This is a genomic window from Frischella perrara, assembly GCF_000807275.1.
Taxonomy (GTDB): Bacteria; Pseudomonadota; Gammaproteobacteria; order Enterobacterales; family Orbaceae; genus Frischella; species Frischella perrara.
This window is the reverse complement of record NZ_CP009056.1, coordinates 2,089,295-2,103,559: the sequence shown is the minus strand read 5'-3', so window position 1 is coordinate 2,103,559 and position 14,265 is coordinate 2,089,295. Positions and strand designations below refer to the sequence as shown.

The window sequence follows — 14,265 nt, the reverse complement described above, 5'->3', positions numbered from 1 at the left end:
TTAATATGCAAAAAATTAAACAATTTCTCTATTTAGTTAAACCTTTTTGGTGTTCATCTAAAGCTGGTTTAGCTTGGGTATTACTTGTTATTATATTGACACTTAGTTTAAGCACGACTTGGTTAAATGTTTTATTAGTAGATTGGAATGGTGAATTTTATAATGCACTACAAGTATTAGATAGTGACAAAATTATTCACTTATTATGGCAATTTATTTTATTGGTTGCTGTGTTTCTATTGTTAGTTGTCTTTGCTGATTTTTTACGTAAAAAATTACAGATCAAATGGCGTGATGCTATGACGCAATTTATCACAGCAAAATGGTTAGCTAATAATGGGCAACATTATCATTTAACTTTACAAGGAAAAATGCCAGATAATCCTGATCAACGCATTGCCGAAGATGTTAATTTATTAATTAGTCAAAGCCTACAATTGTTAATATCATTTTTAACATCGACCTTAACTTTTATTTCATTTGCAACTATCTTATGGCAATTATCGGGCACATTAGAATTTAACCTATTTTCCATCGATATTTCTATACCTGGCTATATGTTTTTTGTCTGTATTATATACGTATTAGTTGGTTCATTTTGTACTCATTTTATTGGTCGCAAATTACATCCTATTAATATTGAAAAACAAAAAAATGAAGCTAATTACCGCAGTGCGCTCATACGATGTCGCGATAATGGAGATAGTATAGCTGGACAACATGCCGAAAAATGGGAACAACAACATCTAAGAATAAAATTTAATTCAGTAATTAGAAATTGGCATCATTTAATTAGTAAAGAACGTAATCTGCTATTTTTTGTTAATGGTTTTAGTCAAGTTTCAAGTTTAGCCCCTATTTTTTTTGCATTACCTAAATTTATAAGTGGAACAATACAGCTCGGTGGATTAATGCAAATTAGAATGGCATTTATGCAAATTAATAGCGCATTAAGTTGGTTCATTTTTTGTTATGAAGATATTGCAATATGGAAAGCAACTGTTAGCCGTCTTTATCATTTCGTGAATTTATTAGAACCGCCTATTAAAAATCCTATATCAATGATTAATGAAGATCAACAAACTAAATTAATAGTTGATAATCTGGTCATTAATTTGTCAAACCAAAAAGAGTCAATCATAACTCCTTCATTTAGGGCAGAGTCTGGTCAAACAATTTTAATTCAAGGTCGTTCGGGCATAGGAAAATCAACATTACTAAAATGCTTGGCTGGATTTTGGTCATCCTATGAGGGGGATATTCATCGCACACAAGATTTTATCTGGATACCTCAAAAGGTTATGATTGGTGAAGGGAAGTTAGTGGATTTATTAGCCTATCCAAAACTACCGTGTGATTATGATCAAGACGAACTAATTACGGTTCTTAATCAAGTTGGTTTAGATAACTTAATATTAAATCTACAGCAAACCACAAATTGGCAGACTATTCTATCTGGCGGAGAGCAGCAAAGATTGCTGTTTGCTCGTTTATTATTACAAAAACCATCATTGATGCTGCTTGATGAAATTACAGCAAGCTTAGATATTAATAGTGCAAAACAATTGCTTATATTGTTAAATAAACAGCTACCAACAAGTTCAATTGTCTTGATTTCACATCAAACAGAAATACAAGCATTGAGCGATATAATTGTGGAAATAAATGATTTTGGTTTAGGTAATTAAAGATGAAAAAGATAGTATTGATGATTATTATGGTGTTTTTAATTGCATGTGCAAATCAACAACCAAAGTTACAAAATCCTTCCGTTTCACAATTTACTTTAGATAATGGATTAAAAGTTCTTTTCTTGCCACGGGAAAAAGAAGGTCTTGAAATGCGATTAATTGTTCATAGTGGATCATTACAAGAAGATGAACAGCAACTGGGCTTAGCTCATTTTGTAGAACATATGGCTTTCAAAGGAACACAACATTTTCCCAATAAAAGTAGTTTCAAACAACTAGAAAAATATGGAATCCAGTTAGGTTCTCACATTAATGCTGTTACCAGTTTTAATACGACAACCTATAAACTATCTTTATCTGATAATGAAAAAGCGGTCAATCTTGGTTTAAGAGTATTATCCGACTGGGCTTATCACATTTCATTCAACCAACAAGATTATGATAGTGAACGAGATGTTATCATTGAAGAATGGCGATTACGCCAAGGCGTTGCATACCGTATTAATAGCCAATTAGATGATTTACGCTATCAAGGTAGCTTGTATGCGACACGTTCACCTATTGGTGATCTTTCAATTATTAAAAATGGACCCACTGAATCAGCTAAGCAATTTTATTCCCAATGGTATCAACCTCAAAGAATGAGTGTGGTGATTGTGGGATCTTTTGATCAAAAATCAATGAAAAAAGCTATTGAAAAATTATTTGGTCAACAACCTAAAGGGAAAACACCGCCAGATATCCCAGAACTGCGTAACTATAAACACTATACATCACCATTAATTAAAATGATTTTTGACCCAGAACAAGGTCAACGTATGATTCAAGTCATGTTGCAAAAGAATCTAAAAAAATCTTTAAATACTCAATTAGGTTTTCAAGAAGATATCGTTGATCAACTTTGGTTATATATATTGAACCAAAGATTTAGCTTATTGGTTGAAAATCAAAAAATTCAAGCGCTTCAAGGACAAAAAAAGAGTGTATTATTAGATCAACAAAGACAACAATACACATTTTTTGCTATTCCGATTCAAGATAATTATCTTCAAGCAATGCAGGTATTATTTAATGAGTTACAACGAATGGCAACTGTTCCAGTTTCTGATGCGGAACTACAAGAGGCTAAAGATAATATAATTAGAAAATTAGCTCAGCAAGCTCAAAGTGAAGATAATTATACTAATGCTTATCAAGCAGATCAAATCACCACAGCATTACAATATCAGTTACCTATCATTAGTAAAAAACAGCAACTATATTTTACTAACACGATATTTAATCGTATTGATGCCAGTCAGTTAAAAAAAGCAGTAGCAGAACGACTTGCTGACAGCGAACTACGCTTGGCAGTGATTGGTCCTGAAACCGATAAGCATAAAATAACAAAACAACAAATCCAACTTACGTGGAATGAAAGTCGATCTAATCATCAATTATCCGATTTCCCTTTTCATAAAAAAGAGATTCAATTGGATATAACACCATTAACAGAAGGGCAGATTAACGAAACACAATTAATTAACTCAATTAACAGTGAACGATTAATCTTAAGTAATGGTATGCAAGTAATTTTGCATCAAGATAAAAATTTGACAGATAACGTGCAGATCAAAGTACGTGTTCCAGGTGGACAATCTATTGATGATAAAAATCAAATAGGTTTAACAGCATGGTCTCAAAATATTGCTAATGCATCAACAAATGAGTTAGTTAATATGTCGCAATTAAAACAGCGGCAAATCGATTTAGTACCTTATACTGAGCTATTATTTCATGGTTATGAAGGAAGTGCGCCACAAAACGAGCTCGAAACACTTTTTAAATTATTATACATGAAAATAGTTACCCCTAAGTTTGATGAAAATAAATTTTCCTTAGTAAAACAAAATGCTCAATTATCTCAAAATCATCAACCTATAGAACGGCACTTTCTTGATTTTATTCATCAAAAATCATTTAATCATAGTGAACGATTAATTGTTGATCCCAAAGGGACATGGAACAGTTTTACTCTGAGTCAATTAAAAAAACAATATCAACGATTATATGCGTCACCCAAAGACACAATAGTGGTAATAACGGGAAATTTTGATCGCGAAAATATCAACCAACTAGTTAAAACTTGGTTAGCTACAATACCAGAGGGAGATAAATTACAATCCGTTACGAACTGGAAGGATAATCAAATCACACCAATAAATCGTCCTTTACAGTTAGATTATCCTTATGGAACAAGTAATAAAACCATGGTTAGTATAATTTATTCAACAAATGCTAAATGGCAATATACCGATCAATTAGCTTTGAGTTTATTAGATTATATTATCAATTTACGATTAAGAACCATTATTCGAGAACAACATTCAGGCGTTTATACAATTGTTTTTTCAGAACAACTCATTAAGAAACCTAACGCCTATTATTTAGCTCGTTTAAATTTTACAACCGATCCCAAACGAGCTAACGAAATCGCACAATTAGTGAACGAAACAATGGATAACATCCGACGTTACGGCGTGAATAGTGAGGAGTTAGCTCAGGCTAAACAAGCATGGCAAGTTAATTATAATCAAATGATTAAAAGCGCCCAATATTGGAGTAATTCTATCGCACAGATAGCGACTGATGATCAGGATTTCACGCAGATTACCCAGCAGAAACAGCTCGTCCAGTCAATAACAATAGATCATGTAAATGAACTAGCACAACAATTTATAGGAAAAAATTTAAAACAATTTCGGTTACTGCCAAAGGCAACTAATACGCAATAAGTTCAATTCAAACAACAGCTAATTAATCTTAGCTGTTGTTTTCGTTAAAACTAATTAGATAAAGATTCTTCTGTTATTGTCTAAACACTTTAACGTTAGTATAACCTTGTTCCATTAAATAAAGTGCCTGTAATTTACTCATTACCCCACGTTCACAATAAAGTAAATATTGTTTACTATGATCTAAATCGCCAAATTGTGTAGATAATTTATAGAATGGGATCGAATGAATTTTTACTCCTTCCATCTCTAGTGGTTTATCTTCCTGTTCATCAGGCGAACGAATATCAATAATAATATTATCTTGATTGAATTCCGATACCATTTCTACGGCTTGGATTGAGTTGACCGTTTGCTTGGCTATTTCTCTAATATCGATATTTTGAGCTTCACTAATAGCTTTTTCCAAAATTGCAAAATCAAAATTAGCTTCTTCTGCTTCTATTTTCTCTTTAATCGCTTTAACCGTAGGATTTTTGGAAATTACGCCACAAAATTCAGGCATAGTTTTAGCAATATCTTCAGTACCAATATGTCGAGCTAATTTTATAATTTGCTCTTTATCATGAGTAATTAAAGGTCTTAGAATCAGGGTATCTGTAGCATTATCTATCATACGCAAATTGGTTAACGTTTGACTAGATACTTGTCCTAATGCTTCACCAGTAACTAATGCTTGAACGCCATATTTTTCAGCAATTTTTGATGCGGCTCTCACCATCATACGTTTGAGAATAACCCCCATTTGCCCATCGTCGATTTTCTCCAAGATTTCACCAACTACATCTGCAAAATTAATTGCAATAAAACGTACTTTATGGGAACTACCAAAACGCTGCCAAAGATAGTGAGCCATTTGTTTAACGCCAATTTCGTGACTTGCTCCGCCCAAATTGAAGAAACAGTAATGTACTCTAGAACCACGCCGAATCAGCATATAACTCGAAACACCAGAATCAAATCCACCAGAAATCAGCGACATAACATCTTCTTGGGTTCCAATAGGGAATCCACCAATCCCTTCATAACGACCTTTCACTAATAACAATTTATTGTTTTCAATTTCTAAATTAACGGTTATGTCAGGTTTTGTTAATTTAACTTTAGCACTTGCTACAGATTGGTTTAAACCACCTCCTACATAACGTTCTACCTCGATTGAGGTAAAGTCATGCTTACCACGTCGTTTGACGCGAACACAAAACGTTTTATTTTCAATCAACGGAAGATAATAATCGCGCGATTTTTCATAAATATCATGCACATCAGTAAAAGTTAGTTCATCAACAGCTAAAATGTGATGGATACCCGGTATACGGGTAAGTGCTTCTAAAATAGCGTGTTGCTGATTTTCATCTTTTGGTCTCACTTCAATGTAATCCCAGTGACGAACAACAGCAACTGCAAAATCATGTGTTAAAATATTCCGAATGTTACTAGTTAAAATTTTAATAAAACGTAAACGAACTGAATCACTCTTAATGGTGATTTCTGGAAAAAGTTTAATAATAAATTTCATTTTAATCATCACAACATAAAAAATTCGCGACATTATACAGATTTATTGCGATAATGCGTACAATAGATTAAATAAATAGCAAGAAATTATAAAAATTTACTTGCTTGTTGAGTGATGTTTCGTTAATATTCGCCATCAATATTTTTATTTTCTTTTGCGTTAGGCTTTTTGCGCTGAAAAAAGATAATTAAATTAACTGTAGGTTAACATGTACGGAATTTTAATCGTTGTTTATTTACTTATTGCAATTGCAATTGTTGGCTTAGTTCTTATTCAAAAAGGAAAAGGAGCTGACATGGGAGCATCTTTTGGTGCTGGTGCTTCTGCAACATTATTTGGTTCAGCAGGAACAGGAAATTTCCTTACTCGAACAACAACGATTTTAGGTGTTTTATTTTTTGTTATTAGCCTCGTTCTAGCCAATATTGGAAGTAAACAGATCTCGAATGATACATTCTCTAATATTGGTGATGGAGTACCAGTTGCGACACAAGAAGTAAACGATAGTCAACAACCAGTAACAACACCTGATAATTCAACAAATGAACAAGAACAGGTTAACCCAACTTCAGATATTCCTGAATAATCTATAAACTGCCGTGGTGGTGAAATTGGTAGACACGCTATCTTGAGGGGGTAGTGCTCTAGGGCATGCGGGTTCAAGTCCCGCCCACGGCACCAATTCAATAATCAGTAACATTCTTTTAAATCCTTTAAAACACATCAAAACTAACAAATACAAGGCTTTAAGCCTATTTTGTTGTTCATTTTAATCCAAGAAAGTATCTTTACCATGCTTATGTCGAATACATCTGCAACACAGGGTTAAGCAATCCCCTATCCCTTACCCAGTTTTTAAGTTATGCAATGAACGAGAACGGCAAGCAATACATAAAGAAGTGCTTTACAGTAGGGGGTTAAAACTAATTTAGAGCTTAATTTAAACGCTAGTAAAGACTGGTTACCTAAAGCAGAAGAGTCTATCTAAAGCTAATTATTTATTAATGTTTAAACCGCCTTGGTTGGCGGTTTTTTTGTATAGTACGAATGTAGAGTTAAAATATAAACCGTATATGGCGACTATTTAGAAATATAAATTTTAATATCATTTTGTTTATTATAAATTAAATAACAAAATTGACTGTTATTTTCATATTTATGCTTTGACCCAAATTGGGGCTACAGTTGGTCCTTGCCCAAGGAAAAAGGCAAAATGAATATTCATTGCACCAATAGGTTCAATAAAACGACTATTACACAAAGAACCAGCGTTAATCGGTTCAAATCCAATTGAATTAGCAATGTTTGATACAATGGTTTTCGCGTTATCATCGTCAGAAGCAATAAAAACTTGTAAAGTTTGTTTTGTTCGTGCTGATGTAGGTAATAATTGGGCAAAGATAGTATTAAATGCTTTTACGATTTTCGCCTTTGGTGCCAATGCTTGAATTTCTTCTGCGCCTGATGTGACATGCCCAATCAGTAAGTCTTTAAAGTCTTCCGTAACTGGGTTAGTTATATCAATTAATATTTTATCAGTTAAATCACCACAAGAGAGTAATACCTCTTTTACGGCTTGATAAGGTAGTGCTAAAATCACCATTTCGGCTGATTTTACCGCAGTTTCAATACAACCGCTTTCAGCGCCTATATTTTTTGCGAGAGCCTTAGCTTTTGCTGAGTTTCTGCTTGCAATTACAATATCATGATTTGTTGTGGCAAGTACATTTGCAAGTCCTGTCCCCATATTTCCTGTTCCAATAATAGCAATTTTCATTTTTATCTCCTGTTTATGAATGAATTGATAAAACTATACAATAGAAATAAAAAGTGATAAATTTCAGTTATATTTCATATTTAAAAACAAATTGTTTCTAATGGATAGATTAACTTCTATGTCTGTTTTTGTGAAAGCCGTTGAATTAGGCTCATTTTCGGCTACAGCAAACGTATTTAATATGTCACCACAATTAGTTGGTAAACATGTCCGCATGCTTGAAGAACACCTAAATGTTCGTTTGTTAAATAGAACAACTCGTCACCAGAGCTTAACCGAAGTAGGACGTGCATTTTATGAACGTGCCAAAAATATTCTTGCCGAAGTTGAAGAGTCAGAAGCGATTGCAGCACAAATTAATGCCATACCTCGAGGGCGAATTAAGATTAGTGCACCAACAACATTTGGTACTCATGCATTAGCACCTCAGTTACCCGAGTTTTTAAGCACTTATCCAGAAATTTCCATTGATTTATCACTTACTAATCGTATTGTTGATTTAATTGATGAAGGATTTGATTTAGTTTTCAGAGTTGGCGAATTACCTGATAGTGGATTAATTGCAAGAAAATTAAAACCTTACCAGTTGATTTTGTGTGCTGCTCCTTTATATTTAAAATCCTCACCACCGATTAATTCACCAAAAGATCTTAAATATCACGAATGTTTAGGTTTTTCTCACACAACATTACAAACTCATTGGCAATTTGAGGGATCTGAAGGTCATTTTTCTGTACCTGTATCAGGGCGATTCATGACCGACAGTGGTGATGCACTATTACCAGCTGCCATTGCTGGATTAGGTATTATGTTACAATCAGCCGAAATGGTGACACCAGCAATAGAAAAAGGATTGTTAGTTCATCTTTTACCTGACTATCACGTGCCAACCCGACCCATGCATATTCTTTATGCATCTAATCGACATGTTCTACCTAAACTAAGATGTTTTATTGATTTTTGTATCCAAAAATTTGGTGAAGATGAACAAAGTTAGAAATCATAATAGGCAGTATAAATCGGTTACCTAAAGCAGATGAGCATACTTTTTTGTTTATGAGTATTCTAACCACCTTGATTGGCGTTTTTTGTATAATACAAAATAGATACTTAATGAAATAAACAAATATATTAAAGCTAAGGCTAAAATTACTTTGAAGTTAAGTGATAACTTTCGTTAAGCAAATCGAATATTTCTTTATCTGATAAATGTCCAGAAAGAATAATGCTGATCCAATGTTCTTTATTCATATGATATGCTGGCAAAATACCTTCTTTTTTCCTTAAAGAGCCTATATGTTCAGGTCTTGCTTTAATATCTAGAACATCAATCTCTTTATCATCTTTTAGCCCAAGTTTTGAGCCAGATACATTCATAACAATAGCATACCATTTATCACCATCCTGATGATGGCGCAATACTGCATAGTTAGGTAAATTTTCCCAAAGATAGTTAGGTTCTGAATGAAAATGTTTTTTGGCATAGTTAAATAATGTTTCTCTATTCATTATAATCTCCTAAAGATGTTGGATATAGAAAATACAACTTAACTGCATTGAAGTTTATCTCCTTAAGTATAACATTATAGTTGTCTTGCACTAATCAAAATCATAAAAAATAAATAGTCCATTATTTAGCTAATCTAATAAAAAATTTTTACACCACTGAATTATGTACAGTTCGAATGTAGAGTTATGTATAGTTAAAATGCCGACTATACATAGCACAAACCCTTATACAATAAGGGTTATAAGAAATCATGTATAGTATGTACAGTTTTTTATAAAATTTTATGTTAATGGGGTAGTAATTTCTTTAACACTCAAATTTGGGTACTGCCTCTTTAGACAGATTTTTACATCCGCGAAAATAAACTTTAAATCAAAATTAAATGAGTACGAAAAACACCCAATTTTAAGGGGCACTTTTCTTTTCAGGTATTCGGTTGAATTTATTAAAAATAAAAACATAGTATTAATAAGGTTTTTTCTTTTTATGCTTAGTTTTCCGTGGCTCATTAATATCCATTAAAGTCCATAAAATACTTAAAACACAGTAATCACATCGATAAAACATTTAATTAACACCAATTAAAGTACATTTAGACACATTTATGACCAAATTTTATGAGGTATTAAGTGGTATTTGATGTAGCACCTAAAACGATATCACACGAGGTTAGCAAATAGCTTTTTTAAACGCGACCAATTCAATTATATTAATAATAATTAATCGCGTCTTTTGTCGTAGGTGAAACAAATTTGTAACAAGCACGATAAAATTTAGTTGACGCATTTAATTAGTATACTTATTATAAGCACACTAATTAAATAAATAAGGATTATATATGAAAAAAATTTCTATTTCTTTTGAACTTCCAACCGTGTCCATGCCTCATAAAATTTGGCCATATTTTACTGACTTTTCATTAAGAAAACTTTGGGAAACAGATCTTGAAGAATTTACTATAACAGGTGAAATGAAAAGTGGAGTTAATGGTTTATTTAAACTGGAAAACATGCCTGCCATGAAAGTTGTATTATCTACCGTATTGATTAATAGAGAATTGACTGAAAGATTTGATATCCCAGATATTGGGGCTTTGTTTTTTTCTCATCAAATAATCGAATATTCAGATAATAAATATGCTATAAAAGCGGTAATTGAATTAGAACCGACAGTGGAATTATCAAATAAAGTTTGTTATGATTTTTTGAAGAATATTTCAAATGATATTATAGATAAAGCATTTTTATTAAAAGAGCTGGTAGAAAAATAAGTATGTCCAAAGATAATAGGTTTTCTTCTCAATTTAAACATGATTCGTCAGAATCTATGGGTTTTGTATTTATGAAAACCTATGCAGCTTGGCATAGTTTAATAAAAAATAGTTTGAAACAGTATTCAATAACTCATCCGCAATTTATTATTCTTACCACGTTGGCATATCTTTCGGAACATTGTGATGAAGTTACGCAAGTAACTTTATCTCAACATGCTAATATTGATGTTGTTACTGTATCGCAAATCTTAGATAATTTAGAAAAAAAAACATTAGTTAAAAGAATTACATCAATAAAAGATAGTAGAGCCAAATCTATTCAATTAACAGATAATGGCTATGTTATGGTCAATAAAACTACTCCATTAGTAGAAAAGCTTGATAATCAATTTTTTTCTTGTTTGGGCGAAGATATCACCTATTTCCATAAAATGTTATTAAAACTGTCATGATATTATAGAATAGATTAAACTTTAATAACTATCTATCAGCACTAATCAATTAAAATATTATCTAATTAGTATTCCTTTCGTTGTATTATTATAACAGTTATGGGGTAGTAAATATCTACAACTCAATAGCTAAAACACCGCCTTTACTCATTTCTGTGCAAAACCGCGAAATAAAAGTATTTTTTGGGCTTGTAATAATCAAAATCATAAAAAATAGATAGTCCATTATTTAGCTAATCTAGTAATAAATTTTTACATCACTGAATTATGTACAGTAAAAATGTAGAACATACATAGCACAAACAATAACAGTATAAGGCTTACAAGAAATCATGTATAGTATGCATAGTTTTTTATAAAATTTTATTTTAATGGGGGAGGGTTAATTTCTTTAACACTCAAAATTGGGTACCGCCTCTTTGACCAGATTTTTACACCCGCGAAAAATTAACTTTAAATCAAAAATAAGTGAGCATTAAAAGTGTCAATTTGATTACTTAAATAAATCAAATGATATTGAGCGATTTTTTGGTGGCGCTAAAGCCAATCACGATAAATGCAAGAGCATATAGCCGGAATGTATATAATATTAACTATCTGTCACGATTGTTAATTATTTTTAGAGGTAACCGTTATAGACGGTAACGGTAAAAGAATCTTTGTTGAGATATAGGCACTCTTACAAAACTGATAGAATATGTATTCTAGCTTTTAACTGTCAAAGATTCTCATTCTACTATCCTTTTAAGAATAAGGAATTGTTTCTAATTATGGAATAATTTCTATTACTAAAGTCACACTATCTATTATATTGTAAGCACCTTCATTTCCATATAAAATCACACGATATATATGCGTGATCAGTATTACGAATCTATATTTTTTTACTCACTTTTTATATTGTTTATAATTAGATTTTTATAACTCGATCTACTATGGAAATGGAAAATTAATATTTGCTTTTTAAACTAAAAAGCGTATAATTTTAACCCATCTGACGCGGGGTGGAGCAGCTTGGTAGCTCGTCGGGCTCATAACCCGAAGGTCGTTGGTTCAAATCCAGCCCCCGCAACCACTTGAATTTATAAATAATGTTAATTATTTAATATATTACAGTAAAGTGGCTTCATTACAGAATCTAAAATGTAGCCTCGCTTGTCGAGGTTTTTTAATGTCTGCAGAAGTGTAATTACTGATATTTAATGGATTATTGATTAAGTTGGGCTTTATGCCCTTTTTTATTTTGTAACGGTGCTGTGGAGGTTTCATTGACTAATTTAGAACAGCAATTAGTAAATATTATTCAAGACCCAGTTATGGCGTTAGGATTTGAATTGGTTGGCGTTGAATATATTCGTAGCCGTTCACCGATTTTACGTGTTTACATTGATAGTGAAAACGGCATAACAGTAGATGATTGTGCGGATGTGAGTCGCCAGATTAGTGCTGTTTTAGATGTTGAAGATCCGATTACAACAGCTTATAACTTGGAAGTGTCATCGCCGGGTATGGACCGCCCACTATTTAATGTTGAGCATTATCGTCGTTTTATAGGTGAAGAGATCAGTGTGGCATTACGCATTGCAGTGGCTAATAGGCGTAATTGGAAAGGCACAATTAAATCAATTGACGATAATGAAATGGTTACTTTAGTTATCGATGGAAAAGATGAGGTTTTTGCTTTAAGTAATATTCAAAAAGCAAATATTGTTCCTAAATTTTAAACCTAATTTAACAATTTAAAGATAAGTAGGTAGAACAGGATGAATAAAGAGATTTTAGCAGTTGTTGAAGCTGTATCTAATGAAAAAGCGTTATCAAGAGAAAAAATTTTTGAAGCTTTGGAATCAGCACTTGCAACTGCAACGAAGAAAAAGAACGGGCAAGATATTGATGTAGTTGTTAAAATTGATCGTAAAACGGGCGATTATGATACATTCCGTCTATGGACAGTTGTTGATAATGTTACACAACCATTACGCGAAATTACCTTAGAAGCAGCCCAGTATGAAGATCCTTCTAAACAAATTGGTGATTATGTTGATGAGCAAATTGATTCGATTGCTTTCGATCGCATCACAACGCAAACAGCAAAGCAAGTTATTGTGCAAAAAGTTCGTGAAGCTGAACGAGCAATGGTTATTGATATGTTTCGTAACCGTATCGGGGAAATTGTTACTGGGATAGTAAAGAAGACAAATCGTGATAGCGTCATTCTTGATTTAGGTAATAATGCCGATGCCATGATGATGCGTGATGATATGTTACCAAGAGAAAATTTCCGTATTGGTGACCGAGTGCGTGGTATTTTATATTTGGTAGAAACACCAAATAAACCGGCGCAATTATTTGTTAGCCGTTCTAATCCACAGATGATGGAAGAATTGTTCCGCATTGAAGTACCAGAAATCGGCGAAGAGATGATCGACATTAAAGGTGTTGCTCGTGATCCTGGCTCAAGAGCGAAAATTGCCGTTAAAAGCAATGATCGACGAATAGATCCAGTTGGTGCCTGTGTCGGTATGCGTGGTGCGCGAGTGCAGGCAGTTTCTAATGAGTTTGGTGGTGAACGTATTGATATCGTATTATGGGATGACAATCCTGTCCAGTATGTGATTAATGCCATGGCACCAGCTGATGTAGCATCAATTGTGGTTGATGAAGATAAACACACGATGGATATCGCCGTAAATGCAGAAACCTTGCCACAGGCAATCGGTCGCAATGGGCAAAATATCCGATTAGCATCTCAACTTACAGGTTGGACGTTAAACGTGATGACTACTGATCAACTGCAAGAAAAACACCATCAAGAATCATTTGCGGCAATTAAGAATTTCATGAATCACCTTGATATTGATGAAGAGCTTGCTACATTACTTTTTGAAGAAGGGTTTAGTAGCTTAGACGAACTGGCTTATATTCCAGTTGATGAATTGCTAGAAGTTGATGGGTTAAATGAAGAGCTAGTTGAAGAACTGAAAAATCGTGCTAAAAATGCCTTAACGAATTTAGCGTTAGCAAATGGAAGCGATAAACAACCGTCGCAAGATTTAATCAATCTTCCGGGTATTACTCAAGAATTAGCTTATAAATTAGCTGCTAATGGTATTACGACATTAGAAGAGCTAGCTGAACAAGGTACAGATGAGTTAGCTGATATTGAAGGCTTGAATAGTGAGCAAGCTGGTGAGTTAATCATGAAAGCGCGTAACATCTGTTGGTTTGCCAATGAATAGTTTGAAAGTAACAGGAAGGGACAATTGCCT

11 protein-coding genes and 2 tRNA genes are annotated in these 14,265 nt (G+C 32.9%); 10 read left to right on the top strand and 3 right to left on the bottom strand.

The window, feature by feature from the left end; all coding sequences use genetic code 11:
* Positions 1-5 precede the first annotated feature (5 nt).
* Positions 6-1,688: an ABC transporter ATP-binding protein/permease gene (locus FPB0191_RS09110; protein WP_039105513.1), complete on the top strand. Its 1,683-nt coding sequence runs from the start codon at positions 6-8 to the stop codon at positions 1,686-1,688.
* A 2-nt stretch (positions 1,689-1,690) separates the two neighbouring features.
* The gene (locus FPB0191_RS09105) at positions 1,691-4,465 is read left to right on the top strand and encodes a M16 family metallopeptidase (protein ID WP_039105511.1); all 2,775 of its coding nucleotides are present in this window, start codon (positions 1,691-1,693) and stop codon (positions 4,463-4,465) included.
* Positions 4,466-4,538: 73 nt separating this feature from the next.
* Here the strand turns inward: FPB0191_RS09105 and thiI are convergent, their stop codons facing one another.
* Entirely contained in the window at positions 4,539-5,984 is a 1,446-nt protein-coding gene (thiI, locus tag FPB0191_RS09100; protein ID WP_039105510.1) for a tRNA uracil 4-sulfurtransferase ThiI, read from the bottom strand.
* 208 nt (positions 5,985-6,192) lie between these two features.
* On the opposite strand from thiI, the gene secG reads away from it, so the two are divergent.
* Together secG and FPB0191_RS09090 are read left to right on the top strand one after the other, a co-directional pair.
* Entirely contained in the window at positions 6,193-6,570 is a 378-nt protein-coding gene (gene secG, locus FPB0191_RS12485; RefSeq protein WP_039105509.1) for a preprotein translocase subunit SecG, read from the top strand.
* A 10-nt stretch (positions 6,571-6,580) separates the two neighbouring features.
* Positions 6,581-6,665, top strand: a tRNA-Leu gene (locus FPB0191_RS09090).
* A 475-nt stretch (positions 6,666-7,140) separates the two neighbouring features.
* Here the strand turns inward: FPB0191_RS09090 and FPB0191_RS09085 are convergent.
* Positions 7,141-7,761 carry an NADPH-dependent F420 reductase gene (locus FPB0191_RS09085; RefSeq protein WP_039105507.1) on the bottom strand — a complete coding sequence of 207 codons (621 nt, stop codon included), beginning with the start codon at positions 7,759-7,761 and terminating at the stop codon, positions 7,141-7,143.
* Between the two features lie 100 nt (positions 7,762-7,861).
* On the opposite strand from FPB0191_RS09085, the gene FPB0191_RS09080 reads away from it, so the two are divergent.
* Positions 7,862-8,758 carry a LysR family transcriptional regulator gene (locus tag FPB0191_RS09080; protein ID WP_082018297.1) on the top strand — a complete coding sequence of 299 codons (897 nt, stop codon included), beginning with the start codon at positions 7,862-7,864 and terminating at the stop codon, positions 8,756-8,758.
* Positions 8,759-8,910: 152 nt separating this feature from the next.
* Here the strand turns inward: FPB0191_RS09080 and FPB0191_RS09075 are convergent, their stop codons facing one another.
* A complete protein-coding gene (locus tag FPB0191_RS09075; RefSeq protein WP_039105503.1) occupies positions 8,911-9,270 on the bottom strand; it encodes an MmcQ/YjbR family DNA-binding protein in 360 nt (119 codons plus the stop codon).
* Between the two features lie 839 nt (positions 9,271-10,109).
* Here FPB0191_RS09075 and FPB0191_RS09070 point away from each other — a divergent pair.
* The 5 genes from FPB0191_RS09070 to nusA all read left to right on the top strand — a co-directional run bounded on the left by FPB0191_RS09070 (position 10,110) and on the right by nusA (position 14,235).
* On the top strand, positions 10,110-10,541 hold the full coding sequence (locus FPB0191_RS09070) for a hypothetical protein (protein WP_039105501.1): 432 nt from the start codon (positions 10,110-10,112) through the stop codon (positions 10,539-10,541).
* 2 nt (positions 10,542-10,543) lie between these two features.
* Positions 10,544-10,996 carry a MarR family winged helix-turn-helix transcriptional regulator gene (locus FPB0191_RS09065; protein ID WP_034883416.1) on the top strand — a complete coding sequence of 151 codons (453 nt, stop codon included), beginning with the start codon at positions 10,544-10,546 and terminating at the stop codon, positions 10,994-10,996.
* A gap of 998 nt (positions 10,997-11,994) precedes the next feature.
* Positions 11,995-12,071, top strand: a tRNA-Met gene (locus tag FPB0191_RS09060).
* Positions 12,072-12,264: 193 nt separating this feature from the next.
* A complete protein-coding gene (rimP, locus tag FPB0191_RS09055) occupies positions 12,265-12,720 on the top strand; it encodes a ribosome maturation factor RimP (RefSeq protein ID WP_039105492.1) in 456 nt (151 codons plus the stop codon).
* A gap of 39 nt (positions 12,721-12,759) precedes the next feature.
* Positions 12,760-14,235, top strand: coding sequence for a transcription termination factor NusA (nusA, locus tag FPB0191_RS09050; protein WP_039105490.1), 1,476 nt, complete (start codon positions 12,760-12,762; stop codon positions 14,233-14,235).
* The last annotated feature ends 30 nt before the right edge of the window (positions 14,236-14,265 follow it).